23 protein-coding genes and 1 riboswitch are annotated in these 26366 nt (G+C 63.2%); of the genes, 13 read left to right on the top strand and 10 right to left on the bottom strand.

Translation table 11 applies throughout. The features are described 5' to 3' along the window. Window positions 1-143: 143 nt before the first annotated feature. Window positions 144-2090 (bottom strand): TonB-dependent receptor, encoded by a 1947-nt coding sequence (locus F3J17_RS00690; RefSeq protein WP_167052830.1) that lies wholly within the window; start codon window positions 2088-2090, stop codon window positions 144-146. Window positions 2091-2178: 88 nt separating this feature from the next. Further along, window positions 2179-2387, bottom strand: a riboswitch (cobalamin riboswitch). A gap of 114 nt (window positions 2388-2501) precedes the next feature. Beyond that, window positions 2502-4154, bottom strand: a complete 1653-nt coding sequence (locus tag F3J17_RS00685; RefSeq protein WP_167052828.1) for an extracellular solute-binding protein — start codon at window positions 4152-4154, stop codon at window positions 2502-2504. 146 nt (window positions 4155-4300) lie between these two features. On the opposite strand from F3J17_RS00685, the gene F3J17_RS00680 reads away from it, so the two are divergent. Genes F3J17_RS00680 through iolG form a run of 3 tightly spaced genes read left to right on the top strand, consistent with a single transcriptional unit; the run spans window position 4301 to window position 7209 of the window. Next, window positions 4301-5347, top strand: coding sequence for a sugar ABC transporter substrate-binding protein (locus tag F3J17_RS00680; RefSeq protein WP_167052826.1), 1047 nt, complete (start codon window positions 4301-4303; stop codon window positions 5345-5347). Window positions 5348-5381: 34 nt separating this feature from the next. Then, entirely contained in the window at window positions 5382-6155 is a 774-nt protein-coding gene (locus F3J17_RS00675; protein ID WP_167052824.1) for a TIM barrel protein, read from the top strand. Between the two features lie 46 nt (window positions 6156-6201). Further along, entirely contained in the window at window positions 6202-7209 is a 1008-nt protein-coding gene (iolG, locus tag F3J17_RS00670; protein WP_167052822.1) for an inositol 2-dehydrogenase, read from the top strand. Window positions 7210-7227: 18 nt separating this feature from the next. On the opposite strand, the gene F3J17_RS00665 is transcribed toward iolG, so the two are convergent. After that, the gene (locus tag F3J17_RS00665) at window positions 7228-7830 is read right to left on the bottom strand and encodes a UbiX family flavin prenyltransferase (protein WP_167052820.1); all 603 of its coding nucleotides are present in this window, start codon (window positions 7828-7830) and stop codon (window positions 7228-7230) included. Further along, a complete protein-coding gene (locus F3J17_RS00660; RefSeq protein ID WP_167052818.1) occupies window positions 7823-9370 on the bottom strand; it encodes a UbiD family decarboxylase in 1548 nt (515 codons plus the stop codon). Before F3J17_RS00660 ends, F3J17_RS00665 begins: the two co-directional genes overlap by 8 nt. A 119-nt stretch (window positions 9371-9489) precedes the next feature. Here F3J17_RS00660 and F3J17_RS00655 point away from each other — a divergent pair, with 119 nt between their 5' ends. Next, window positions 9490-10368, top strand: a complete 879-nt coding sequence (locus F3J17_RS00655; RefSeq protein ID WP_167052817.1) for a LysR substrate-binding domain-containing protein — start codon at window positions 9490-9492, stop codon at window positions 10366-10368. Here F3J17_RS00655 and F3J17_RS00650 read toward each other — a convergent pair. Continuing rightward, the gene (locus F3J17_RS00650) at window positions 10365-11345 is read right to left on the bottom strand and encodes a LysR family transcriptional regulator (protein WP_167052815.1); all 981 of its coding nucleotides are present in this window, start codon (window positions 11343-11345) and stop codon (window positions 10365-10367) included. The genes F3J17_RS00655 and F3J17_RS00650 overlap by 4 nt on opposite strands. Window positions 11346-11593: 248 nt before the next feature. Here F3J17_RS00650 and F3J17_RS00645 point away from each other — a divergent pair, with 248 nt between their 5' ends. Together F3J17_RS00645 and F3J17_RS00640 are read left to right on the top strand one after the other, a co-directional pair. Next, a complete protein-coding gene (locus tag F3J17_RS00645) occupies window positions 11594-12673 on the top strand; it encodes a tartrate dehydrogenase (RefSeq protein WP_167052813.1) in 1080 nt (359 codons plus the stop codon). A 201-nt stretch (window positions 12674-12874) separates the two neighbouring features. After that, window positions 12875-13231 (top strand): hypothetical protein, encoded by a 357-nt coding sequence (locus F3J17_RS00640; RefSeq protein ID WP_167052811.1) that lies wholly within the window; start codon window positions 12875-12877, stop codon window positions 13229-13231. 27 nt (window positions 13232-13258) lie between these two features. Here the strand turns inward: F3J17_RS00640 and F3J17_RS00635 are convergent, their stop codons facing one another. From F3J17_RS00635 to F3J17_RS00620, 4 genes are all read right to left on the bottom strand, one after another. After that, complete coding sequence (locus tag F3J17_RS00635; protein ID WP_167052809.1) at window positions 13259-14335, bottom strand: PAS domain-containing protein; 1077 nt, start codon at window positions 14333-14335, stop codon at window positions 13259-13261. Between the two features lie 672 nt (window positions 14336-15007). Beyond that, window positions 15008-15970, bottom strand: coding sequence for a PDR/VanB family oxidoreductase (locus F3J17_RS00630; RefSeq protein WP_167052808.1), 963 nt, complete (start codon window positions 15968-15970; stop codon window positions 15008-15010). A 122-nt stretch (window positions 15971-16092) separates the two neighbouring features. Continuing rightward, the gene (locus F3J17_RS00625; RefSeq protein ID WP_167052806.1) at window positions 16093-17553 is read right to left on the bottom strand and encodes an NAD-dependent succinate-semialdehyde dehydrogenase; all 1461 of its coding nucleotides are present in this window, start codon (window positions 17551-17553) and stop codon (window positions 16093-16095) included. Window positions 17554-17563: 10 nt separating this feature from the next. After that, window positions 17564-18712, bottom strand: a complete 1149-nt coding sequence (locus F3J17_RS00620) for a ring-hydroxylating oxygenase subunit alpha (RefSeq protein WP_167052804.1) — start codon at window positions 18710-18712, stop codon at window positions 17564-17566. 443 nt (window positions 18713-19155) lie between these two features. On the opposite strand from F3J17_RS00620, the gene F3J17_RS00615 reads away from it, so the two are divergent. From F3J17_RS00615 to F3J17_RS00585, 7 genes are all read left to right on the top strand, one after another. Then, window positions 19156-20601, top strand: coding sequence for a cytosine permease (locus tag F3J17_RS00615; protein ID WP_167052802.1), 1446 nt, complete (start codon window positions 19156-19158; stop codon window positions 20599-20601). Between the two features lie 40 nt (window positions 20602-20641). After that, complete coding sequence (locus F3J17_RS00610; protein WP_167054362.1) at window positions 20642-21799, top strand: porin; 1158 nt, start codon at window positions 20642-20644, stop codon at window positions 21797-21799. After that, entirely contained in the window at window positions 21799-22782 is a 984-nt protein-coding gene (locus tag F3J17_RS00605; protein WP_167052800.1) for a LysR substrate-binding domain-containing protein, read from the top strand. The genes F3J17_RS00610 and F3J17_RS00605 overlap by 1 nt, the downstream gene beginning before the upstream one ends. A gap of 35 nt (window positions 22783-22817) precedes the next feature. Then, window positions 22818-24074 (top strand): aromatic ring-hydroxylating dioxygenase subunit alpha, encoded by a 1257-nt coding sequence (locus tag F3J17_RS00600; protein WP_205194574.1) that lies wholly within the window; start codon window positions 22818-22820, stop codon window positions 24072-24074. A 70-nt stretch (window positions 24075-24144) separates the two neighbouring features. Beyond that, window positions 24145-24813, top strand: coding sequence for a YdcF family protein (locus tag F3J17_RS00595; protein WP_167052798.1), 669 nt, complete (start codon window positions 24145-24147; stop codon window positions 24811-24813). A gap of 72 nt (window positions 24814-24885) precedes the next feature. Beyond that, window positions 24886-25140, top strand: coding sequence for a hypothetical protein (locus F3J17_RS00590; RefSeq protein WP_167052796.1), 255 nt, complete (start codon window positions 24886-24888; stop codon window positions 25138-25140). A gap of 111 nt (window positions 25141-25251) precedes the next feature. Beyond that, on the top strand, window positions 25252-25560 hold the full coding sequence (locus tag F3J17_RS00585; protein WP_167052794.1) for a high-potential iron-sulfur protein: 309 nt from the start codon (window positions 25252-25254) through the stop codon (window positions 25558-25560). Between the two features lie 68 nt (window positions 25561-25628). Here F3J17_RS00585 and F3J17_RS00580 read toward each other — a convergent pair whose 3' ends face one another. Then, window positions 25629-26153 (bottom strand): hypothetical protein, encoded by a 525-nt coding sequence (locus F3J17_RS00580; RefSeq protein WP_167052793.1) that lies wholly within the window; start codon window positions 26151-26153, stop codon window positions 25629-25631. Window positions 26154-26366 lie beyond the last annotated feature (213 nt).

The following is a 26366-nucleotide window of genomic DNA, read 5'->3' as shown; positions in this document are numbered from 1 at the left end:
GAAGCACTGGCGGTGTGAGCGGCTTTCTTTTCCCCCCTTTTCTTTGCCGCGGCAAAGAAAAGGGGGTGCCGCCCCGCACAGGGGCAACGCTAATAGACCGACAAGAAAACAAGGAAACGCCCCAAACCAAAAACACCAAACCCTCAAAACGTATAACTCACCTTCCCAAACACCGTCCGCCCCAACGAGTTATACCCATAAGCCGTCACATACTGCCGATTAAAAAGATTCGCCACCGAAGCCGACAAAACCAGACGCGAATTCACCTGATAAGCCGCCCTCAAACTCACAGTAAAAAACGAAGGCAGATAAACCAGATTAGCCTGATCATCAAACGTCGAGCCGTTATACAGCAGCGAAGCCCCCGTACTCAACGCATGCAAATGCAGCTCATCCCATGAGTGATCAACACTCAAACTGGCGGTCTGACGCGGCCGCCGATTCAGCCACGTCTGATCCGTCACATCCTGCGGATTCAAAAAGCTCACCGAAGCGCTAACCGGCGTCGTCTTCCCAATCGACCCCTTATACGAAAGCTCAACACCTTGAATATGCGCACGTCCCACATTCACAGGCGAATAGTCGGGCGCAACATAAGCGATCAGGTTATGCACACGCGTATCGTAGATCGCCGCAGTAAACGTACCAAACGTCGTACTGGCATCGACCGCCGCCTCAACCGTATCGCTACGCTCGGGCAGCAAATCCGGATTCGAAAATCCCGGGTAATAGAGATCATCGAACGTCGGCAACCGGAACGCATTGCCATAAGAAACGCGCGCGGTATACACCGGCGTAATCGCCCACGAAAGCGCAGCGTTGCCGGTATTCACCGCCTGCCCCTGCACAATTTCGTGCCGCCCCGCGAGGAACAGCGTCACATCGCCAAGCGTGGCCGCCTGATGCAGCGAAAAGGCGGAATCATTGCGCGTAGGCACGCCACTGGGGATATCCACGGGCAGAAATGCCTGTTCGCGCGTGAAGTCATACGCCAGCTTGGTCTCACCGGAAAGCGGCAGCCCAAACAGCGAATGCCCCGTTTCCTGATGCGTGATCGACGTCGACGTGCTCAGGCGCGTCGAATCGATTTCATCGGTAGCAATCGTGGGATCATTCGCATACAGGAACTGGCGATCATTCGCATAACCAACCGATTGATCGAACTGCGTGGTCGGCGTGATGTCGAGGTGGAATGCGATACCCGTCGTCAACTGATGATCGAGTTGGCGATCGTCGCCGCCCAGATTGTCATAGGACAGATCGGAGCGGTGATAGAGCATGAATGTCGAGATCGACCAGTTTCCGCGCGCATAACCCAGGCGCGCATCCACGTCCTGCGCATGGTAAGGATTGCGGCCATCTTCGTGCCCGTAGGCGCCAGGCTGCGTGGCGTCGATCCCCGCGGTGTTGTATTCGTGCAGGCCGAGCGAATAGGTGAGGCCGCCCAGCGCCGCGAGCGGACCTGTCGAGGGCACCGTGCCCGACGTGCGAACTTGCGTGTCGAAGGTCTTGTTGGAGCCGCCGCCGAACGACACCGTCGTCTGGTTCGGCTGGTTCGACGCATGGCGGGTGAAGAGCTGGATCACGCCGCCCATCGCATCCGCCCCGAAGGAGGCCGCAGCCGGGCCCGAGATCACTTCGACGCGATCGAATGCCGACGTCGGCAGGTCGGCCCATTCGGCGGCCCCCGTGGTTGCGGAGCCGATGCGGATGCCGTCGATAAATACGGCCACCTGATTCGACGATGAGCCGCGTATGCTCACCGAGGCCAGCGCACCGGCCCCGCCGCTTTGCGAAACCGTCACGCCCGGTAGCGTCGCGAGCGCTTGCGTGATGCCCGGATCGGCGGGCGAGAGGCGGTCGAGATCCGCGCGTGTGAGCACCTGCGTGCTCGCGTAACGGCCGTCGAACGATTGCGGCAGATGTTGGGTATCGCCGGTGACGAGGATATTGGGCAGCGTTGTATCGTCGGCGCGCGCGCTTTGCCAGGCGCTGGATGCGAGCGCGCAGACGGCAAGCGCCAGCGATGTGTGGGCGGCGCGACGGCGCAGGCCGCTTCGTGCGGCGGCCTTGAGCAGTTCGATGGACATGGACGGTTCCTGAGGTCGGGCTGTCCTTGCAACGGGCCGCCGCACACGGGCGGCGCTTGCGCATCGGGACACCCCGCCCGTTGCGGCTGCTTGGACCTCGGTCGATGGCAGGTCTCCTGGCTCGCGGGTCGTCGTCCATGCCGGCCTTCCCGGGTTCCCGAGGCGGGTTCCCAGTGGCGCATGCGGCACGAACTCGCCGTTCACAGTTGCGGGGGCAGCCGCAGATTTGCCGGCGCATGCGCCTCACTGCGTTCCCTTTTGATCCCCTCCCGGGGAACCATCAGCGCGCAAGGGTAGGGGCGTGTGCGCACAGCGTCAACCGCGCGCCGCACATAGCGTTGTGAAAACGCGCCATATAGCGGGAATCCGGATGATTGAAAGCGCGTGGAAAGGCGAAAGCGCATCAGTCCGCTATTTGCGCTTCGCATGCGCTCTCGCGAGCGCACTTTGCAGCCTGCCGAGCCGTCGGCGTATGTCCGTCGCGCCGTCGAAGATCAGGGGCGTGAGGTGATCGCTCAGTTGTTGCGTCACGCGCTGGTAACCCGCTATCGCAGGAAATGGGCAGGTGCGGATCTGGCGGTTCCTCGCGAGCCGGTCGATTTCCGCAATCACGCGGTTGCGTTGCCGCACATAGCGATCTTCCGCTACCGCATGCAGTGCGCTGCCCGCCGCGCCGTGGAGCACGAAATACTTCATCAACTCGGGCGAGGTGAGCGTTTCGATCGCGCGCCACGCTGTTTGTGCGCTTGCGTCGGCGAGGCGCGAGGGAATCGCCAGTGATGCCCCGCCAAGCGGTGACAGCGGCGTCACGCCCGCCGCGAAGGTGGGATGCAGTTGCAAACCGACCCGGCCGCCCTTTTGCAGCAAGGCGTGGCTGTCGAGCATGCCGAAGCGGTTCGACCAGTGGTAGCACATGGCCGCCTTGCCCGCGCCGAATAGCTGCGCATTGCGCGTCCAGTGCGAGGCGCGCAATTGCGGCGACGACCACGGCACCAGCGCACGCAGATAGTCGACCACCAGCCTGCCGTGTTCCGTATCCACCTGAGGAATGCCGTCGTCGATACGCAGGCCGCCTTGCGCGCCGAGAATCTGCAAAAAGGATTCGGCGAGCGGCAGTCCCGGCGCTGCGTTCCAGCTGATGCCCGCGCGTTCGCGACTCGGGCGTTGCAGTCGTTCGGCGCAGCGAATCACGTCGTCGAAGGTGGCGGGCGGCGCGAGTCCTTCCGCCTCGAACAGATCCTGGCGATACCAGAGGAAGTCCACTGTCGGCTGCAAGGGGATGGCGTAGAGCTGCCGGTTGACCCAGCCCGCTTGCCAGACGGCGTCGTAGAAGTCTGCGCCGGAAAGCGTGCTGGCGGCCTGCAGATCCTGAAGTTCGCGCAAATGGCCATCGGCGCTGAATTCGGCGAGCCACGGGAACGGGATCGCCACCAGCATGGGCGTGTGCGCCGGCGTCTTCAACGCATGGTTCAAGGCCGATAAATAGGCATCCTGAGGATAGGTGAGGATTTTCAGGCGATGTCCCACGAAGCGTTCGATGTCTGCGCGATTGCGCTTGAGGATGTCGAAGACGGGATCTTCGTAGGCGACAAGCGTGAGTTCGATCGCGCCGTCGAAGCCTTGCGACGCGGGGCGCGGCCAGGCAATGCCGGGTGGTTCGGCATAACGCTCCGCGTTGAAACGATCGAATGTGTCGACGGAATGGCCGCCGCTATCGCTGGCGCCCATTACGAGCCGGATCGTCTGTTCCGTGATGCGGTCGAGGCGGTCGAGCAAGGCGGCGGCGGGCACCACCACCTCGCGGCTGCCGCTTTCCGATACCGCACGGAACACCAGCAACCCGCGCGCCTTGAGGTCGAATACGATGCGCCGCGCGCTGGTGCGCGGCAGGCCCGAAAGATCGGCGAGCGCCGTAATGGTGGTGGGCTTGTCGTTCAGATACTGGCGCAACAGCGCGCCGAGCACCGGCCAGAGCGCTTGCGCGTCGTCGCCTAATTCGCTGCGCAGAATCTCTGCCATTCGTTCGATGACAGCCACGGCCGCGAGCCGGTCGCGTGCGTGCATTCAAGGTCTCCTTCTTGTTCGTATAAGTCCATGATACGACGGGAAATAACCAGAATGGACATTTCCAGGCGGGGCGTTGCGTCGAGGGCGTCATAGGATGCAAATCAGGCTCCGGACGAGAGCCGGCAAAGCATCAGGAGACAACCATGCGAACGTTTTCCTCCCTTTCACGCTTCATTTGCGCCGCGTCGCTTGCGGCGTTTGGCTTGAGCGCTTCCGTCGCGACTCAGGCGGCCGACGCTAACGCCCGCTTCGTCGTCATCTCGCACGCGCCGGACGCCGATCCGTTCTGGAACGTCGTCAAGAACGGCATCGGCGATGCGCAAAAGGATTTTGGCGTCACGGTCGACTACCGCAACCCGCCCGATGGCGATCTCGCCGATATGGTTCATCTGCTCGATCAGGCCGCTGCCCGCAACTACGACGGCGTGGCTACGACCATCGCCGATTTCGATATCGTGCAGCGGCCGGTCAGGTCGCTGGTGGCGAAAGGTATTCCGGTCATCACACTTAATTCCGGCACCGCGCAGCAAAACACGGCGCTGGGCGCATTGCTGCACGTCGGTCAGCCCGAATACGAGGCGGGCAAGGAAGCGGGCGAGCGCGCGAAAGCCGTGGGCGTGAAGAACTTTCTGTGCGTGAACAACAACGCGACCAATCCGTCTTCGTTCGAGCGCTGCCGTGGCTTCGCAGAAGCGATAGGCGCGGATTTCAAAAGCTCGACGCTCGACAGCGGCAATGATCCCACCGAAGTGGAGAATCGCGTCTTCGCCGCGCTGCATAAGCGACCCGACACGCAGGCCGTGCTGGCGCTCGGCCCAACCTCGGCGGTTCCCGCGCTGCGGGCGATCCGCAAGCTCGGGCTGACTTCGAAAATCTTTTTCGCGACCTTCGACATGACGCCTGAAGTCGATCGCGCCATCGAGGCGGGCACGGTGGCCTTCGCCATCGACCAGCAGCCTTATTTGCAAGGCTATATCCCTGTCGCGCTGCTGGCGATCATGAAGCGGGACAACACGCGTGACGTGAGCCGCGCCGTCGCCGCACTCAAGGCAAACCCGCAGTTCCAGCAGCGCTTGCGCACCTACGGTCTCGCACCGCGCTTTTCGCCGACGGGCGTATCTACCGGCCCGAGTTTCGTGACGCGCGAGAACGTGGCGCTGGTCGAGAAATACGCTGGACAGTACCGCTGAAATCCTTCATCGAGAGCCAACCAGGAGACAACCGATGTTCCAACTCGCCGTTTGCGCCGAAATGGTGTTTCGCCAGCTTCCGTTTATCGAGCGCGTCAGCAAGATCGCCGCGCTGGGCTTCCAGGTGGAGATCTGGGACTGGACCCGGCACGACATCGCCGCGTTGCAGGCCACCGGCGCGACCTTCTCGTCGATGACGGGGTATATCGAAGGCGATCTCATCACCGCGCAGGGCGCACAAAGATTGCTGGAGACCGCCGAGCAATCGATTGGGATAGCCAGGCAATTGAATTGCCCACGCCTGAATCTGCATGGGACCGGACTGAATGGCGAAGGCCTGCCGGTCAAGCCGACACCTGTCGTAACGGGCGCAATGTGGCTGGCGGCGCAGCGAACGCTGCAACGCATCGCTGATCTGGGCCGCCGCGCGGGCGTGGTGTTCTGCCTGGAGAATCTGAATACGGAAGTCGATCACCCCGGCGTGCCGTTCGCGAAGGCGGCGGACACGCTCGCACTGGTGAGCGCAATCGACAGCCCGCATCTGCGTCTGAATCTCGATCTCTATCACGCGCAGATCGGCGAGGGCAATCTGATCGAGCTGCTGCGGCGTGCGTTGCCGTTTATCGGCGAAATCCAGGTGGCCGATGTGCCGGGGCGCTGCGAACCGGGCACGGGCGAGATTCACTATCCGGCGATCGCACGCGCGCTGGCGCAGGCGGGTTATCGCGGCACGATCGGCCTGGAAGCGTGGGCCAGCGGCGACGATGAACTGGCGCTGCAGCGTTTTCGCGCAGCGTTCGCGCTCTGATTGAAGCCACACCGACCAAACCGGATCAAAATCAAAAGGGACTGATATGCACAAGATCGCTCTGCTGGGCGCGGGCCGTATTGGACAAGTGCATGCGCGCGCGATTGCCGCGCATCCGGACTGCAAACTCGTCGCCATTGCCGACGCCGTGACCGAAGCCGCGCACAAGCTCGCCGCACAATATGGCGCGACGGTGCGCACGATTGACGAGATTTTCGACGATCGTTCAATCGATGCCGTGCTGATTGCCACATCGACGGACACGCACGCGAACCTGATCGAACGGGCGACCGCAGCGGACAAGGCCGTGCTCTGCGAAAAGCCGGTGGATCTTTCGCTCGAACGTGCGCTGCAATGCCAGGCCGCCGTAGCGGCGACGCGCAAGCCGGTGATGATCGGCTTCAATCGCCGCTTCGACGCGCAGTTTCGTGCGCTGAAGGCGGCGCTGGATCGCGGTGAAATCGGCCGCGCCGAATTGCTGTCGATCACGTCGTTCGATCCCGCGCCGCCGCCGCTGGCCTATATCGGCGGCTCGGGCGGGCTGTTCCGCGACATGATGATTCACGACTTCGATATGGCTTGCTGGATCATGGGCGGCGCGCCGGCCACGGTGATTGCGACGGGGTCGGCGATCGTCGATGCGCAAATCGGCGCTGCGGGGGATGTGGATACGGCAGTGGCAACGCTCAGATGGCGTGACGGCCGCATCGCCGTCATCAAGAATTCGCGCCGCGCGGGCTACGGTTACGATCAGCGCGTCGAACTGCTGGGCTCGCAAGGCTTGCTGAGCGCGAAGAATGTGCTGGAAAACACGCTGGAAAAGGTGACGCCCGAAGGCACGGTCACAGCGAAGCCGGTGTACTTCTTTCTGGAGCGCTATATGCGCGCCTATGCGGACGAATGGACGGCGTTCGTCGAGGCGTTCGCATCGGGCGCGCGCATGCCCGTGACGCTGGCCGACGGCGTGGCGGCCCTCGCATGCGCCGAGGCCGCTACGCGCGCCGCGCGCACGGGCGAGACGGTGGCGATCACGCCCGCGATGCTGGGAACGTGATCGCGCGAGCGCAAAGGCTCAGGCCGCGCGTACGTGCTGCATGTCGCGCCACGCTTCGATACGCTCGGTATCCAGCCCGAACTGGTCGAGCGCGCGGCTCACCGAATGATCGACCATTTCTTCGAGGCTTTGCGGCTTCGCATAGAAGGCGGGCACCGGCGGGAACACCACCGCGCCTGCCTCGGTCACCGTCGTCATATTGCGCAGGTGGATGAGGTTCAGCGGCGTCTCGCGCACCATCAGCACGAGCGGCAGACGTTCCTTGAGCACCACGTCGGCGGCGCGCGTGAGCAGCGTGCTGGTGACGCCCGAGGCGATCTCGCCGACCGTGCGCATCGAGCACGGCACCACCAGCATGCCGAGCGTGCGGAACGATCCCGATGAGATCGACGCGCCCACATCGGCGATCGCATGGACGTGATCGGCGAGTGCGTGCACCTCGTCGCGCGAGAGCGGCGATTCGTATTCGCGCGTGAGTTCCGCCGCGCGCGACATCACCAGGTGCGTTTCCACGCCCATTTCGCGCAGCAGGCGCAGCGTGCGTTCCGCGTAGACAAAACCCGTCGCGCCCGTCACGCCCACGATCAGGCGCTTGCGGCCATTGAGTGCGCGCTTACTCATGATCTTCATCCTCCTGATCGGCAAACAGGGTGGGCGCCCAGGGGCGCGGATCGACGTCCATGAACTTCGCGCGCTCGAACTCGCCGCGCAGATGGAACGGCGCCGTGCAGTCGAACACCGTCTTGCAGGTCACGCCGCGTGCGGGCAGCGCCGGGTTGAACTCGGGCGTCTGCGAGGGATCGAGCACGTGGCCGTTGACCTTGGGCAGCAGCATCGTCGATACGTCGCCCTGGTAGCGCGTGGTCATGGCCCAGAGGACGTCGTCGCTATCGAAGGGATCGACGTCTTCGTCCACGAGGATCACGTGCTTGAGTTCCGAATACACGCCCAGCGCGATGATCGCGGCCTGACGCGCGCGGCCGTCGTCGAAGGCGTTGCGCTTGTTGACCTGCAGGATCGCCAGCAGCTTGCCGCCGCCGGCCGTGTGCGCGTAGACCTGGCTCACGAAGCCCGGCATGGCCGCTTCCACCGCGTTGTAGATGCTCGCTTCGGTGGGAATGCCCGCGAGATTGGTGTGTTCTTCGCCGGGGCCGACCAGCGTTTGCATGATCGCGCCGTGGCGCATCGTCACGGCCTTGACCTTGATGACGGGCAGCGACGGGTTGGCCGGGCCGTTATAGCCGGGGAATTCCGGCATGGCGTGGCCCGTGTTCGTGTTCTGGTCCTCGACCACGCGCACGTTCGGCAGGATTTCGCCTTCGATCACGATCTCGGCGCGCGCAATCGACTTCTGCGCGACGCTCACGCAATCGACCAGCTCGACCGGCGTGCCGCGCAGGCCGCCGGCAATCGACAGCTCGTCGAAGCCCAGCGGCGTGGTGGGCGCTTCGAAACACGCGCCGATATGGATCGCCGGATCGAGCCCCATGTTGATCGACACGGGCAGCGCTTCGCCGCGCGCTTCGGCTTTCTGGCGGAAGGCGTCGATGTGGCGGCCCGGCGCGAAGAAGATCGAGAGTTCGTCGCGGCTTTGCACGCACAGGCGGTGAATCGTGACATCGGCGTGGCCGGTGTCGGGGTCGCTACCGAGCACGAGGCCCAGGCACAGGAACGGGCCGGCGTCGCTGGTGGTGTTGGTCGGCGCGGGGATCAGCTTGCGCAGATCGAAATCCGGATCGCTGGCGAGATGTACGGTCTCCTGGCAGGGCGCGGCTTCGCGCGCCACGGTGACCGGAGCGATGGCGTTGCGCACGGCGTCAGCCATGCGCTGCGTGAGGCGGCGCGAGGGCGCATCGAGCAGCATGCCCACGCGCTTGCGGCTGGCCATCAGGCCCACCAGTACGCGGCTATGCGGATAGCCCTTGATGGTGTTGAAGATCATCGCCGGGCCCAGGCGCGTGGGACGCTCCACGGTGCCGCCCGCGCCGATGCGCTTGTAGACGCCTGCGAGCTGCGCGTGCGGATCGACTTCGTGATCGGTTTCGATGAGCTGGCCCGGTGCGCTTTCCAGACGCGCGAGCGCGGAGCGCAGATCGTTGACGGGAGCGTGGGGACGGTGTGCTGCGGAGTCTTGTGCTGCGGAATCGATGTCTTGATGCATGGTGGAGCGTCCATCTGGGTGACTGATGGACTCTATTTGACCCTCTACGACCGATTGAATCAATAAATCGAAAGCCACGTTTTTGATAAGATTATCTTATCTTTCGATTGAGGCCGACGATGGACTTTCGCCACTTCCGCACCTTCGTGATCGCCGCGGAGGAACTGCATTTCGGCCATACCGCCGAGCGTCTGGGCATCGCTCAACCCGCCGTGACGCAGCAGATCAAGGCGCTGGAAACGCAACTGGGCTTCAAGGTGTTCCATCGCGTGCGGCGCGGTATCGAGCTGACTACGGCGGGAACGGTATTCCTCGACCACGCGCGCGCGGCGCTTGCGCAGGCCGAAACCGCCGTGCTGGCGGGGCGGCGCGCCAGCCGCGGCGAACTGGGCAAGCTCTGCATCGCCTACGCGAATTCGATCGTGCTGGAGCCGGAACTGCCCGCGCTGCTCAAGCGCTTCACCCAGGCGCGGCCCGAAGTCGAACTGGAGTTGCGCAGCGTCTCGGTGCAGGAGCAGATGAGCGCGCTGGCGGACGAACGCATCGATGTGGCGTTTCTGCGCTCGCCGCCAGGCGCGTTGCCGGGCTCGATCCGCATCACGCCGTTTTCGCGCACGCCGCTCGACCTGGTGCTTGCGCGCGATCATCGGCTGGCGGGTAGGAAGCGGGTGACGTTGCGCGAGGTGGCGGACGATCGCCTGATCCTGGTCGACGATCCGCCAGGCGTGGGCCTTGGGCATCGCGTGATGGAGCTGTGCCTGGAGGCGGGGTTCGAACCCGCGAGCGTGTTGCGCACGACGGATTCGGTGGGCGTGATGCGCTTTGCGGCAGCCGGTCTGGGCGTGGGGCTGGTGCCGCGCACGCTCGCGCGCTTCGACGTGGAGGACGCGGTATTCAAGCCGCTGGCGATGGCGAACGGCTTCAGCGAGGTGGTGATCGCCACACGCGCCTACGACCGCGCGGCGGCTACGCGGGCGTTGCTGGAGATGGCGGTTTAAGTGGGTTTTGCTGCCTTGGCCGCTTTCGCGCGTGATGTGACCGGCGCTTTTCGCGCAGCGTGCGCCACGGGCGGCGGCAAATCACGCTCGGCCCACTCGCGCACCGCGTTCGCAAAGAGACGCAGCGCCGTGGGCGGGTGCCGGTTCGCGGGATAGTAGAGGCACAGGCCCGTCATCGAAGGGCTCCACTGCGGCAGCACCGTGACGAGCCGGCCCGCCCGCACGTGCTCGCTCACCTGATCCTCGGGCACCCACGCTATGCCGATGCCCGCCAGCGCCGCCTCGACCATCAGATTCAGATTGCCGAGCGTGAGCGGGCCGTCGACATCGATGCTCGCGCTCTTGCCGCGATGCTCCAGATCCCAGTGATAGATCGCGCCGCTTTCGAACCGGAAGCGGATACAGCGGTGCGCGAGCAGATCGTGCGGCGCCTTCGGCTCGGGATGCTCCGCGAGATAGCGGGGCGAAGCCACGGCCACGAAGCGCAGATCCGGCCCGAAGCGGATCGCCACCATATCGCGCGGCACGTCCTGCATCACGCGGATGCCGGCATCGAAACCATTCGCGACGATATCGACCATGCGCGTATCGACGACGAATTCCACGCGGATGTCGGGATAGGCGCGCAGGAAGTCGGGCAACACATGGCGCACGAGCGGCCGCGACGCCGATTCGGACGCGCTGATGCGGATCGACCCGGACGGCCGGCTGGCGGCCGAGGTCAGGGCGTGAACGGCATCGTCGAGATCGGCGAGCGCGGGGCCGACGCGCTGAAGGAACTGCTCGCCCGCCTCGGTGAGCGCGACGGAGCGCGTCGTGCGATTGAACAGCCGCACCTGCAGGCGTGCTTCCAGCGCGCGCATGGCGTGGCTCAGCGCGGACGGCGAGACGTCGAGCGTGCGCGCCGCCGCGCGAAAGCTGCGGGTTTTGGCGATTTCGACGAAGGCGGTGAGTTCGGATAGGCCGGCGCGTGACATAGATGAGCGCGATTCAATGCCGTGCAGGGATTGAAGTCGATTGGTGAAATACGTTGCGTGGAATATCGCACTGTATCGCACACTTTGCTGCGCGGCGCTCGATCCCGTTTTGTTCACGAATCGTGTTTAATGTCTCCACGCCTCGGGGGCTAATGTTCCCGCCTCAACTGAGGCATGCTTGCAGCTATCGAAGCGCGCCAGTGGGGCGCGCCGGATCAGGTAAAGAACACAGCAACGGAGAACGAGACATGAGCAAGACCTACCGCATCGCGGCGATCGCAGGCGACGGCATCGGCCAGGAAGTGATGCCCGAGGGCGTGCGCGTGGTAGAAGCGGCGGCCGCGAAATTCGGCCTGTCGATCGAATTCACGCACTTCGACTGGGCCAGCTGCGACTACTACCTCGAACACGGCAAGATGATGCCGGACGACTGGTTCGCCACGCTCAAGGGCTTCGATGCGATCTACTTCGGCGCGGTCGGCTGGCCGGACAAGGTGCCCGATCACATCTCGCTGTGGGGCTCGCTGCTCAAGTTCCGCCGCGAATTCGACCAGTACGTGAACCTGCGTCCGGTGCGTCTGCTGCCTGGCGTGCCGTGCCCGCTCGCCAACCGCAAGCCCGGCGACATCGACTTCTTCGTGGTGCGCGAGAACACCGAAGGCGAGTACAGCTCGGTGGGCGGCAAGATGTTCGAAGGCACGGATCGTGAATTCGTGCTGCAGGAATCGGTGTTCACGCGCCAGGGCGTGGACCGCATCCTCAAGTACGCATTCGAACTGGCCAACCAGCGTGGCCGCAAGAAGCTCACGGCGGCCACCAAGTCGAACGGCATCTCGATCAGCATGCCGTACTGGGACGAACGCGTTGCCGCGATGGCCGAGGCCTACCCGGACGTGAAGTGGGACAAGCAGCACATCGACATCCTGTGCGCGCGCTTCGTGCTGCAGCCGGACCGCTTCGACGTGGTGGTGGCGTCGAATCTTTTCGGCGACATTCTTTCGGATCTGGGCCCGGCGTGTACCGGCACGATCGGCCTGGCGGCATCGGCGAACCTGAACCCGGAGCGCACGTTCCCGTCGCTGTTCGAACCGGTGCATGGCTCCGCGCCCGATATCTTCGGCAAGGCGATTGCTAACCCGATCGCGATGATCTGGTCGGGCGCGATGATGCTCGACTTCCTCGGCAACGGCGATGCGCAGTTCAAGGCCGCACACGATGCGATCATGCAGGCGATCGAAAAGGTGCTGGTGGAAGGCCCGCGCACGCCGGATATGGGCGGCGCGGCGAAGACGGGCGACGTGGGGCAGGCGGTCGCGCTCGCGCTCTAAGCCTGGCGCAGCGCACATCTTTCGACGCAGTCCCGGACGGCAGGACGCGCGGCTTCACCGCCGCGCTTCCTGCCGTTTTTGCATGGTGTCGCGTTGATCCTGCTTCCCGTGCTGAAGAGCGCAAGCGCCCGTATTTCAGGATGGAGCCGCGCCCGGCCGGGTTAGCGTTGATCCTTTGCGTGCATGACCGGGGAGTGAGGGATGCGTGAGAAGGGGGAGTGGGAGCAGCGCCTGATCGAGGCGATGCAGGGCGGCGTGAGCGGTACGACGTCGGAGCTGGCGGTGGCCGCGCGGGCCGATGTTCGCAACGTGCGCGCGCTACTGCGGACGTGGATGGACGCGGGCATCGTGCACGTGGCGGAGGTGGTCGCGCCGCGTCGCACGCTGGTTTATCGCTATGGCAAGGCGCCGCCGGAAGCGGCTGGTGGAGCGGCGGCGGTGCGTCAACTGCGCGCACGTCCGGTTGTCGAGGTGCAGTTCGACCGCTGGCCGCAACTGGATCCGGATGTGGCGGCCGCGGTGGACGCGATGGTGCGGGTCAATGCGCGCGAGGCATGACACGACGGACGAAAAACGACCGCGCCCTTACTTATTGTCGGGTGCGCCGTCTTCCGCAACGGGCTGGGCAAAATTCTGCATGTCCGCCGGCTGGGCGGCGCGGCACAGCGCGGTGAGCCAGACATCCTCGCCATGCGGAGCCACGCGCGCCTGACCCTGCTCGACTATGAGCCGCCACGTATCGTCGGGCAGCGACGCACGATACAGCACCCGATAATCGGCTCGCCGTATCAGCGCGTCATTCACCGCCGCCTCGCGGGCAGCGCGATCGTCGGGGTGAATATGCTGCGATAGCTCGACATAATGGCGCGGCGAGTGCCGCAGATCGATGCCGAACAACCGGCACCATTCATCCGTGACGATCAACGCGTCCTGCGCGCGCAGCCAGCGCCACGCGCCTACGCCCGCGATGCGTGCGGCGTCGTTGAGCAGTTGCAGGCGACCTGACTGCGCGGATTCCGCTTCCTTGCGCGCGCTGATGTCGATAGTGGTACCGACCACGCGCACCGGGCGGCCCGCATCGTCGAGCAGCGTTGCGACGCGAGATTCGATCCAGCGGATCTGCCCATCGGGCAGGATGATGCGGAAGTCCCATACCCGCGGCGCCTTGCTGGCGACCACGTCTTTGAGCGCGTCGGGCGTCAGCCAGATCGCGTCTTCGGGATGAAGGATTTCCCAGAATTCGTCGTTGCTGCGCAGTTCGCGGCCGTAGAGCTTTTCGCAGTTGCTCGAATAGATCAGTTCGTCGGTGACGAGATTCCATTCCCAGGTGACGATACCGGCCGACTCCTGGGCCTGCTTCATGCGGGCCTCGTTCGACATGATTTCGGCGGTATAGCGCCGGCGCAGATCGGTCATGGGCAGCTCGGTGGTGCCTGCGATGCCGAGATCGCGCACGGCTTCATCGCCGTAACGCAGCCAGACCCAGTTCACGTCGAGAAAAGCCGCGAGGCGGCGCAGATTCGAATAGTCGATTTCGCCGCCGCGTGTCCACTTGTGCACGGCGGGACGCGAAATGCCGACGGCGTCGGCCACTTGCTGAAGACTCAGCTTCTTGTGCTCGAGTAGAACCTTGAGACGGAACGCGAACGTATCCTCGGACATCCATTTCCCTCTGTGACGTGTCGCGCGGGTGGGCGGCTGGGCGCCGCGGTTTTTAAGGGGCGCTGCGCGGAATTGGCGGGTTGAGGTGGTAGTTTAGCGGATTGAGTGAGGGGTGGCCTTTGGGCGGTGGCGCGTTTACTTGTGAGCGTGGTGGTCTATTAGCGTTGCCCCTGTGCGGGGCGGCCCCCCCTTTTCTTTGCAGCGGCAAAGAAAAGGGGGGAAAAGAAAGCCGCTTAAACCGCCAGTGCTTCGCGGTACGCCTACCGCCTTATTGCGGAGTGGCGCCCGGGCAGCGCGCGCACCACGCGCCCAACAACAGAGTGGAAACGCCCGCACATCCGGGGGCGCTCTGCGCCCCGTGGGGCATAACGCAAACCGAAGGTTTGCGACTTACCTCGCATACCCAACCGTTGCGAGCGCAGCGGGCAACGGGATGTATGAGTCCTTTGTCACTCTGTTTTACGGCTAGTGGTGCGAGCAATGCCCAGTCACCACTCTGTTGGTGGGCGAGTGGTGGACGGCGTCACATTGGCGGTGTGAGCGGCTTTCTTTGCCTATCTTTCTTTGCCGCGGCAAAGAAAGTAGGTGCCGCCCCGCACAGGGGCAACGCTTGCATACCGACAAGAAATCAAGGAAATGCCAACCCACACAAACCCAAAGTCAAAATCAAAATCAAAGATCAACAACAATCCGGGCACCCCGCGCCCGCGAAACACACAACAAAATCGTCTTCTGCGCCGCCTTCTCATCATCATCCAGATACTGATCCCGATGATCGGCCTCGCCTTCGAGAATTGCGACCTCACACGTCCCACACACCCCTTCGCGACACAGCGATTCCACCGTCACACCCACACGCTCAATCGCCTTGAGAATAGTCTCATCCTCACCAACTTCCACCTCGATACCCGACTTCGCAAGCACCACAGTAAAAGCCTTCCCACCGGTATCGCCCGCAGCAAACTGCTCCGAATGCAACTGCGCCCGAGGCCAGCCCAGCAGCGCGGCATTTGCATAAACAGCATCATTGAGCCCTTGCGGACCGCACACATAAACATGCGCATCAGCTGGAAGACCTTTGAAAAGCTTGAGCAAATCAAGCCGCTGCCCGTCACTGTCGACATAGCAAAAAACGCTGGCAGCATGCGGACCAGCAGCAAGCTCATCAACAAACGCACCATGCTCAGCGCTGCGATACGCGTAATGCAATTCAAGATCAAGATCGCCAGCCGCATGCTCCTGCAACTGTGCAAGAAACGGCGTTATCCCAATCCCACCCGCAATAAACACATGCTTTTTCGCGCCTTTGGCGAGTTCAAAAAGATTCGCAGGCGTGCCAATCGCCAGGCGCGTGCCTACCTGCACGCGCTCATGCATGAAAGCCGATCCGCCCCGCGACGCTTCTTCCCGCCGCACGGCGATCTGATACTGGCGCGTGTCATGCGGCGAGCTGAGCAGCGAATACGCGTTGTGATGCCACTGCTCGCCGTCCTGCATCGACACCAGCACGTGGGCGCCGCCGCTGAAAGCGGGCAGTGGCGCGCCGTCGGGCAGCGCAAGCGTGAAGCGCTTGATGAGCGGAGTGAGTGGCTCGACGGCGACAACGTCGACAGTGATCGATTCGCGGGCATTCATGGTGCTTTCCTTTACCGCTTTCAGCGCGTTGTTCGCGGGCGGGTGTTTCGGGATTCGGTTAAATGGCGGATGCGATCCAGGACCGCATCCGCATGCCAGGCAACGTGCGCTGCGCGCTTGAATTAACGCGTCACGCCGCCCATGCAGAGGTACTTGATCGACAGGTAATCCTCGATGCCGTACTTCGAGCCTTCGCGGCCAATGCCCGACTGCTTGACGCCGCCGAACGGCGCGACTTCGTTGGAGATCAGTCCCGTGTTGATACCCACGATGCCGTACTCCAGTTGCTCCGCCACGCGCCAGATACGGCCGATGTCGCGGCTGTAGAAGTAGGCGGCCAGGCCGTAGATCGAGTCGTTGGCAAGCTGCACCACTTCGGCGTCGCTCGAAAAGCGCACGATGGGCGCGACCGGTCCGAAGATTTCTTCGCTGAGCACGGCCATGCCGGGCTTTGCATCGGCCAGCACGGTCGGCGCATAGAAGTTGCCGCCGCGTGCATGGCGCGTACCGCCCGTGACCACGCGCGCCCCTTGCGAAACAGCGTCGCGCACGAGGCCGTCGACCTTGTCGCGCGCCGCTTCGGTAATGAGCGGGCCGATGTTCACGCCATCCGCGAATCCATCGTCGACCTTGAAGGCCGCCACACGCGCCGCAAAGCGTTCGCAGAAAGCGTCGTAAAGCGAGTCGTGCACATAGAAGCGGTTCGCGCATACGCAGGTCTGGCCCGCGTTGCGATACTTCGAAAGCAGTGCGCCTTCCACGGCGGCGTCCAGATCGGCGTCCTCGAACACGATGAAGGGCGCATTGCCGCCCAGTTCGAGCGAGACTTTCTTGACCGTGTCCGAGCACTGGCGCATCAGCAGGCGACCCACTTCGGTCGAACCCGTGAAGCTGAGCTTCTTCACCAGCGGGCTGGAGGTCATCTCCAGACCGATTTCGCGCGATCTGCCGGTGACGATATTGAGCACGCCCGCCGGAATGCCGGCCTGTTCGGCGAGCGCCGCGAGTGCGAACGCAGAAAGCGGCGTTTCGTTGGCGGGCTTGACCACCATCGTGCAGCCCGCGGCGAGCGCGGGCGCGGCCTTGCGCGTGATCATCGCTGCCGGGAAGTTCCACGGCGTGATGGCAGCGCACACGCCGATGGGTTCCTTCGTCACGACAAGGCGCTGATCCGGATTCGGACTGGGGATCACGTCGCCGTCGATGCGCTTGGCTTGCTCGGCGAACCATTCGATGAACGAGGCCGCGTAGGCGATTTCGCCGCGCGCTTCCGCGAGCGGTTTGCCTTGCTCGCGCGTCATCAGTTCAGCGAGCGTTTCCTGATTCGCCATGACCAGCTCGAACCAGTTGCGCAGCAGGCGCGCGCGTTCCTTTGCGGTGGTCGCGCGCCAGCCGGGCAGGGCCCGCTGGGCGGCTTCGATGGCCGCGCGCGTTTCGCTGGCGCCCATGTTCGGCACGCTGGCGATGCGCTCGCCCGTTGAGGGATTGGTGACGTCGAGCGTCGCGCCGTCGTGCGCGTTGCACCACTGGCCGTCGACGTAAGCCTGCTGGCGGAACAGGCCGGGATGTTGCAGCGAAGTCATCGTCGGTCCCTTAGTCCTGGTAGTGCTGCGCGAGCAGGTTGTGGAAGTGCGCGATGCCGTGCTCGCTGATGCCGCTGCGCTTTTCATCGACCATGATGCGGCCCTGTCCGCGATAGCCACGCGATTTCAGGCCCTTTTGCACGCTCTCGACCAGGCGCAGGTCTTCCGGGCGGAACACGGTGCGATACCATTCGATCAGCTTTTGCTGTTCTTCGGTCGGCTCGTCGTTGAGGAAGTAGATGTCGTAGTGCTGCAGCGTGACTTCGGCGCTCATCGGGAATTCATAGATGACCGTCATGAAGTTGCTGCCCGGCGGCACGTTGAACATCGTGCACGGCCAGGCCCAGTAGCCGTGGAAGCTCGGGTCCGTGATCGACGGATCGAGCTTGAACGAGCGCTCCGACGACTGGGCGTGGCCGAACTGCAGCGTCCATTTGCCGTGCAGCGTATGCGTGTACTGGTCGACCTTGACCGAGTCCGAAAAGCCGGGGTGGGCCGGGCCGCAGTGATAGCACTCAAGGTAGTTGTCGACGATCGACTTCCAGTTGGCGGGTGTTTCAGTAACGAAGCGCGCGGCCAGCTTGAGGTCGTCGATCACGGGGCAGGCGTTGCGCAGGCTGGCTTCCAGACCCGGCAACTGCGCTTCCACGCCGTCGGCGTTCGGGTTCAGGTTGATGAACACGAAGCCCGCGTATTCCTCCACGCGCACCGGTACGAGCGTGGAGTTTTCCTTGTCGAACGACTGCACGTGATCGCAGTTGTTGGCGTGCGCGAGTGCGCCGTCGAGCTTGAACGCCCACGCGTGGTACGGACAGGTGATGACGTTCTTGGCCTTGCCGCTGCCTTCGAGCAGTTGATGGCCGCGATGCGGGCAGACGTTATAGAACGCGCGCAGCACTTTGTCCTTGCCCCGCACGAGCAGAATGCTTTCGCCGACGATTTCGCGCGTGACGTAGGCGTTGGCTTCCGCCAGTTCGCTGCGATGCGCGACGCAGATCCAGGTGTCCTCGAAGATGCGCTTTTCTTCCGCCTTATAGACCGATTCGGCCGTGTAGTAGCTCGCCGGGATGGTCCAGGCGAGATCTGGATTGGCGCAGAAGTCGGCCGGCAGCTTCGGCAGGTCGGGTTGCTTGTGGAATTCGATCGGGAGATAGGTCATGGGGTCCGCCGCAGTGAGTTCTATGAGAGTGCTGTGGGAGAATCGCGCTTGAAATTAACTGACAGTTACAAAATAACTGTAGGTTAACGAGAGGATAAGAGAAATTCCGCCGATGAGGGATCAGGGTTATCCCTCGACGTCACACTGAACAACGATGAAAGCGATCCTGCGTTGATTCGCAGCGCGTATGCTTACTAATAAATATCAATGGGAGATGCGCGGCCGCAAAGCAAATCGATTTCGTGAGGGCCGTCAATAGGAGGATGCGATAGTGCGTCTCACCCCTCCAGGATGCGTACTATTGTTAACCAGTGGTTTGTCGTTAACCGTAGGATAACCATGCCGTGGCCGGATCGGGAAAAGCTTTCCGCAGCCGCGCGCGATGCGCGAGGTGGCTTCGTCTAAGGCGAGGCGGCCCGCGCCACCCCACAACTGGAGGAGACATGAGACAAGAGGCAATGGCCGAAGCGCTGGCCGGCGAGCCGTCGCGCGGCAAATCGCGGATCGAATCGCGCTCGATTGACTACGTGCCGCTCGCGGAACGCAAAGGCAAGGCGTGGCATCTGTGGCCGGTGTGGTTTACCGGCGACGCCAATCTGGCAACCATCGCGGCGGGCGCAATCGGCATCAGCATGGGCGGCAATCTGCTGTGGAGTGCGATCGCCATCGTGCTCGGCAATGTGCTGGGCACCTTCTTCATGGCGTTCCATTCGAGTCAGGGGCCGCAACTGGGTTTGCCGCAGATGATCCAGTCGCGCCCGCAGTTTGGCTATATGGGCGCACTGCTGGTATGGGTGGTCGCGCTCGTCACCTACATTGGCTACAACTCCTTCAATCAATTGATGGCGGGGCAGACTGCCCACCATCTGCTGGGCACGGAACCGCATCTGAGTTACATCGTGTTTACCGTGCTGGCAGTCGGTCTCGCCGTGTTCGGCTATGACCTGATTCACAAGGCGCAGCGCTGGCTTGCGTTCGCGCTGCTCATCGCGCTCACCATCTTCAGCGTGGGCATGTGCGTGAAGATGCCGTTCCCTGCCGCGCAACTGAGCTTCGCGGGTTTCAAGGCCACGCCGTTTCTCGTTCAGCTGTTTTCGGCCGCCGCTTATCAGCTCTCGTGGTCGATCTACGTTTCGGACTACTCGCGATACCTGCCACCCAATACCGGTGTACGCGCAACCTTCTGGTGGACCTTCCTGGGCGCGCTGATCGGCGGTGTCTGGATGATGCTGGTGGGCACGGCGGCGGCCGCGCTCAATGCGCAGATCGAAATTTCGGATGCGGTCCAGCGTGCCGGCGATCTGATTTTCCCGGGCTTCGGTACGGTCACGCTGCTGCTCGCACTGCTGGGACTGCTGGCGATTTCGGGGCTCAACTTCTACGGCGCGTCGCTCACGCTGCTCAGCATCACCGATTCGTTCAAGCCGCTCAAGTCGAACGCAAGCAAGCGCATCGTGAGCCTGATCGTCGTGGCGCTGGTGGCGACCTCGCTGGCGTTCTCGGCGTCGGATAACTTCATGGGCAAGTTCGGCGATTTCCTCGGCATCCTGGGCTATCTGTTCACGCCGTGGACCGCCATCAACCTGATCGACTTCTTCGTGGTGCGCCATTCGCATTACTCGGTGCGCGAGATCTTCAACCCGCGCGGCATTTATGGGCGCTGGAACTGGCGCGGCCTGACCGCGTATGCGGTGGGTTTCGTCGCGATGATCCCGTTCTTCAAGACGGATATCTACACCGGCCCAGTCGCGCGCATGCTGGGTGGCACCGATGTCGCAATGCTGGTGGGGCTGCCTGTCGCCGCGCTGGTCTATCTGTGGACCTGCCGCTCGCTCGACATCGAACAGGAACGCCGTCTCGTGCGCGAAGCCGACCGCGGCCTGAACTGATCCCACACGATAACAACCACAAGATAGCGACATGAATTCGATGAAGACACTGCGCACGAGCGCGCTGCATGCGGCTGTGCTGACTCTGGCTGCGCTGCCGCTTGCTGCCGTCCCCGTTGCGGCCCGCGCGCAAAGCAGCGTGACGTTCTACGGCGTGCTGGATGCGGGCGTCACCTATGTGAGCAATGCGGGCGGCGCGCATCAGGTGAAGTTCGACGACGGCATTTCGTATGCGAACCGTTGGGGCATCAAGGGCAGCGAGGATCTGGGCGGCGGCCTGAAAGCCATTTTCAAGCTGGAAAGCGGCTTCCATCTGGGTAACGGCCAGATTTCCAACGGCGGCTCCCTGTTCGGCCGCGCCGCCTATGTGGGGCTGCAGAACGACTGGGGCACGCTGACCTTCGGCAACCAGATCGACATGACGCAGGAGATGATCTATCTCTACAACGTCTCCGCGTGGGCGAGCGGCTACGCCATCAATCAGGGCGATTTCGACCGCATGAATGGCGATCATCTGCCGAATGCGGTGAAGTTCATGTCGAACACGTACGGCGGCTTCCAGTTTGGCGGCATGTATTCGTTCAGCAATACACCGGGCAGCTTTCACAACGGCAGCGCGTGGAGCGTGGGCGCGCAATATCAGCGCGGCGCGTTCTCGATGGGCACGGCCTATACGCAGCTGAACAATCCCTCGGGCATTTACGCGTTCGATCCTTACGCGATGATCGGCGTGCATTCGTTCTTCGGGCAGCCGACCGTGAGCGTCGATCCCGGCACGGGCGCGGTCAACGACCTTTATGCTGATACGCCGTTTCCGGTGGACAAGCAGGGTGCGTTCGGCGCGGGCGCGAGCTACGCGATCGGCAACGTCACGCTGATGGGCGACTTCACCTACACGCAGATCAAGGCGCTGGGCCAGAGCCAGCATATGCAGGTGGGCGAAGGCGGCGCGAACTGGCAGGTCACGCCGGCCTTGAGTCTGGTAGGCGGTTACCAGTACACGCATTTCGATGCGCATCACTGGAACATGCTGTCGGCAGGCGTGCACTATCTGCTGTCCAAGCGCACGGACGTCTATCTCTCCGGCGACTGGCTGAAGGCGTCGCAAGGCGTGGATGCAGTGATTGGCTACAGCTTCACGCCGTCCACCACCACGACCCAGGCCGATGTGCGTATCGGCATGCGCCATTCCTTCTGATGCTCAAACTGCCTGGCACTCCAGAACTGGACGATCTGCGCGTGTTCTGCACGGTCGCGCGCAAATCGAGCTTCAGCGGCGCGGCCGAGGCGCTCAACGCGTCGGCCGCCTATGTGAGCAAACGCGTGGGCGTGCTCGAAGCGAGCCTGGGCACGCGTCTGCTACATCGCTCGACGCGCCGCGTGGCCATCACGGCGGCGGGCGAGCGCGTGCTCGCGTGGGCCGAGAAGATTCTCGACGACGTCGATCAGCTTGTCGAAGACGTCTCGCTCACGCAGCGCATGCCGCGCGGCACGCTGCGCGTGTCCAGCAGTTTTGGCTTCGGGCGCAAGTTCGTTGCGCCCGCGCTCGCGGCGATGTCGGACCGCTATCCGCAACTGAATGTGCGGCTCGATCTGTTCGACCGCGTGGTGGACGTGGCGGGCGAGGGCTTCGATCTGGACGTGCGCATCGGCGACGAGATCGCGGGGCATCTGATTGCAAAGCGGCTGGCCAGCAATTACCGCGTGTTGTGTGCGTCGCCGACGTATCTCACGCTGCACGGCGCGCCGCGCACGATCGCCGATCTCGATTCGCATGCGTGTCTGGCGATCAAGGAACGCGATCATCCGTTTGGCGTGTGGCGTCTCGATGCGCACGGTGAATCCGTCTGCGTGAAGGTGACCGGGCCGCTTTCGACCAACCACGGCGAGGCCGCCGTGCAATGGGCGCTGGCGGGGCGCGGCATCGTGCTGCGTTCGATCTGGGACGTGCAGCCGCTGCTGGACGAAGGACGGCTGGTGCGCGTGCTGCCCGACGTCACGCAGCCGGCCAATGTGTGGGCCGTATTCCCCGAGCGTCTTGCGCAGTCGGCCAGGGTCAAGGCCTGCGTGGAGTTTCTTGCCGAAGCCTTTGCGCTGGCGGGACTTGGCGACACCGCGCCGATCGAGGCTCTCGCGCCGGGCGAAGCGCCTATGCCCGAACCTGTCTTTGAATCCGAGTAAACCGACGTAACAGCAATACGGAACAGGAAACCCAAGTGATCGATCCCGCCCATCTGCGCAGCCTGCTTGCCGCGCGCCGCGAAGGCTACAGCCTCGAACGCCCCTTCTATACCGACCCTTCGTTCCACGAACTCGATATCGACGCGGTGTTCTCGAACGAATGGCTGTTCGCCTGCAACGTTGCGGAGATTCCGCGCGAGGGCGATTACATCACGCTCGCGATTGGCGAGACGTCGGTGATCGTGCTGCGCGGCAAGGACGGCGCGGTGGGGGCGTTTTTCAACACCTGCCGCCATCGGGGTTCGCTGCTGTGCACCGGGGCGGCGGGGCACGCGAAGCGCCTGGTGTGTCCATATCATCAGTGGGTCTATGAACTCGACGGCACGCTCAAAAGTGCGCGCCAGATGCCCGCGGATTTCGATCGCAGCGAACATGGGCTGCGTGCGGTGCATGTCGAAGTGATCTGCGGCATGGTTTATCTCTGCATCGCCGATACACCGCCCGATATCGCGCGCTTCAAGGCAGCGGTGACGCCCTACATTGCGCCGCATCATCCCGAGCGCACCAAGGTGGCGTTCTCGATGACCATCGTCGAGGACGCAAACTGGAAGCTCGTGATCGAAAACAATCGCGAGTGCTATCACTGCATCGGCAGCCATCCGGAACTGCTGGCCACGCTGATCGAATTCGCCTTGCCCGACGATCCGCGCGCGAACCGCGATTTCCAGTTGCTGATGCAGGAAAAGACCGCGCTGTGGGACAGCCTGGGCTTGCCGCATCAACCGGCCGACGGCGGCACGGAGTTCCGTTGCATCCGCTTGCCGTTTCATCGCGGCGCGGTATCGTTCACCGCGGATGGACGGCCCGCATGCAACAAGCTGCTGGGCGATTTCACGGAACGTGATCTGGGATCGGTGAGAATGTTCAGGGTTCCGAACAACTGGAATCACTTTCTCTCGGACCATATCATTCACTTCCGCGTCTTGCCGATATCGGCGACGCAGACCGAGCTCAAGACCACCTGGCTCGTGCATGAAGACGCGGTGGAAGGCGTCGATTACGACATCGAGACGCTGATCGAAGTCTGGCGCGCCACCAATGCGCAGGATGCCACGCTGGTGGCGCACAACCAGCGCGGCGTGAATTCGAAGGCCTATACGCCGGGGCCCTATGCGCCTCCGGAGTTCATGCTCACTCGCTTCACGAACTGGTATGCGCAAAAGCTGGGAGAGCATGCCGGGCGCATGGCAGGGCGTGAAAAGACGATACGTCTGGCGGTGGCGCAAGGTTGAGCTGCAGCGTAGGCGCGCGTGAAACAGGGCGATGCTATATTCACGAGCCTTTTTTGTGCCGATCGCCTTCATGTCCGCTCGACTTCTTTTTCGCAGCCGCGCAGTTCGCTTCGTCGTGTTGATCGCCGTGCTTGCTCTCGTGGCATGGGTGGCGGCTGCGGCCTATGTCTGTGTATGCGGCTTGACGTCGCCCTATGAACGCGCCGATCTAGCCGTGGTGTTTGGCAATGCGCTGGAGGACGACGGCACGCCAAAACCCATTCTGGCTGCGCGTCTGGATGTCGCGCTGCAGTGTTATCGGGCGGGAGAATGCCCGCGTGTCTTCGTGAGCGGCAGTATCGACGGACCGGGTCTCGACGAAGCGGGGGCCATGCGCACGTATCTGCTCGCGCGCGGCGTGCCTGACGATCGCATCGTCGTCGATCGGGCCGGCGACAACACGCTGGCGACGGCGCGCAACGCCGTCGCGTATATGCGCGAGCAAGGACTGTCGCGCGTGCTGCTGGTGTCGCAGTATTACCACCTGCCGCGTGCGCGCTTTGCTTTCGAGGAAGCGGGCGCGCCGCGGGTCTACGGCGCTTACCCGCGCGCATTCCGTTTCATGGATCTTTATTCGAGCTGGCGTGAGGTGCCCGCGCTGGCGGTGTATCGCGTACGGCTTGGACTGAATGCCGATGCGCGGCCGGTCTCGTTCCGGCCGGTACTTTTTCTGATGGGGCTGGTGGGACTGGGCAAATAAGGGTCGCGGATGGAGTCGAAAACCTGAAGCGACACTCCTAAAGTTTGTTCGCAGCCTGCCGAAAATCCAGGCATGGCGCACGAACAACCCAAACTTCCCGAAAATGACCCGATCTGGGCCGAGGCACGCGCCCTCGAGGCCAGCATCCGTGCGATCCGGCGCGCCCAGGGCAAACGGAACCCCGAAGACTACGCCCCGGACGATCCCGAGTGCATCGATGCCATGGAGGAGTTCGTGCGCGATGTGGGCCGCGTGCTGGCGATGTACACCCAGGAAGCCGCGCGAGGCGAAGACAACGATCTGTACGGCGCGGGCGCGACGGGCTAAGGCGCGTCACGCTGCATAAAAGCAGGCAGCCTGAGACACTACCGGATATGCGCGACGTGCTGCACTGCGGCACGTCGCCTTCCCACCCATACCAAAAGTGTCTCCCCCACGATGAATACATCGCGTCGAAAGTTTCTGGTTTTGAGTCTGTGTTCGGCTACTTCGCTCGCGCTGGCCGGCGAAGCCCTGGCCGACGAACCCACTTTGGCTGAGTCCGACGAGCAGGCGCGCCGTTTGGGCTACAAGGCCGTCGCCACGACCGTGGACCCCAAACAATTCCCCACCTATAAACCGGGCCAGGACTGCCGCAGCTGTTCGCTGTTTCAGGCAGGTGCGGACGACAAATGGGGGGATTGTTTGCTGTTCAGCGGCAAGCGGGTGGCCGCAGCGGGCTGGTGCAGTTCGTTCAGCACCATGTGAGGCAGCGAGAGGCAGCAAGCGGCGGCAAGCGGCAGCAAGCCGCCGTCGCCGTGACCCGCAGCTAGCTTTTACTCGCCCTTGGCCGGGCGCCCGGTCTTGACGGTTTCAAGCGCCGAAATCGCAGCCAGCAAACGCTTGGACGAAGCCGAATCCAGCAACTGGATGCCGGCGCGCAGCAGTTCGCTCTTTTTGACGCTGATGCCCGCATCCAGGCACTTGCGCTTGAGCACGGCGAGGCGCTCGTGATCGGCCTTCGGCATCGTGAAGCTGTCGCGAATGACTTTCTCTTTCTTTGCCGGCTTGACCTTGGCCTTGACGGCCAGTTCCCGCACGCGCGGCGTCTTCGCGGTTTTGGCCGCCTTCTTCGCGGCTTTCTGCGCCTTCTCTGCCTTCTCCGCCTTTACGGGTTTCGCCGACGCCACGACGTCCGCCTGGACCTTGGGTTCTTTCGGCTCTTCGGACGCTTTGGCCTGAACGACGACCTCAGCGGCTTCGGCCTTCGCTGCAGCCTTGCGTTGGGCGCGCTTTGCGTCCCCGGAGGTGGGGAAGTGAAACGCTTTCTTCGTGGGCTTGCGGGCGATTACGGTGGTCATGCTGGATTCTCGAATATGAAACGATAAAACAGTATATACGGTTTATGCCGCTTTCCCGCCTGCTTGCAGGCTTGACGGCCCGAACCGGGCTCCCGTACCCTCTGTCTCAAGCGGTGCAGGCCGCTTCCGGGTCCGCGGAAAGGGTTGAACCCACCTGTCGCTTCAAGCCAGGATTTCCCATCCTTTGTGCTGCCGGTATTGCGGACCTTCGGC

The organism is Burkholderia sp. Ax-1719, assembly GCF_011753055.1.
Classification (GTDB): domain Bacteria; phylum Pseudomonadota; class Gammaproteobacteria; order Burkholderiales; family Burkholderiaceae; genus Paraburkholderia.
This window is presented reverse-complemented; position numbering and strand designations above follow the sequence as displayed.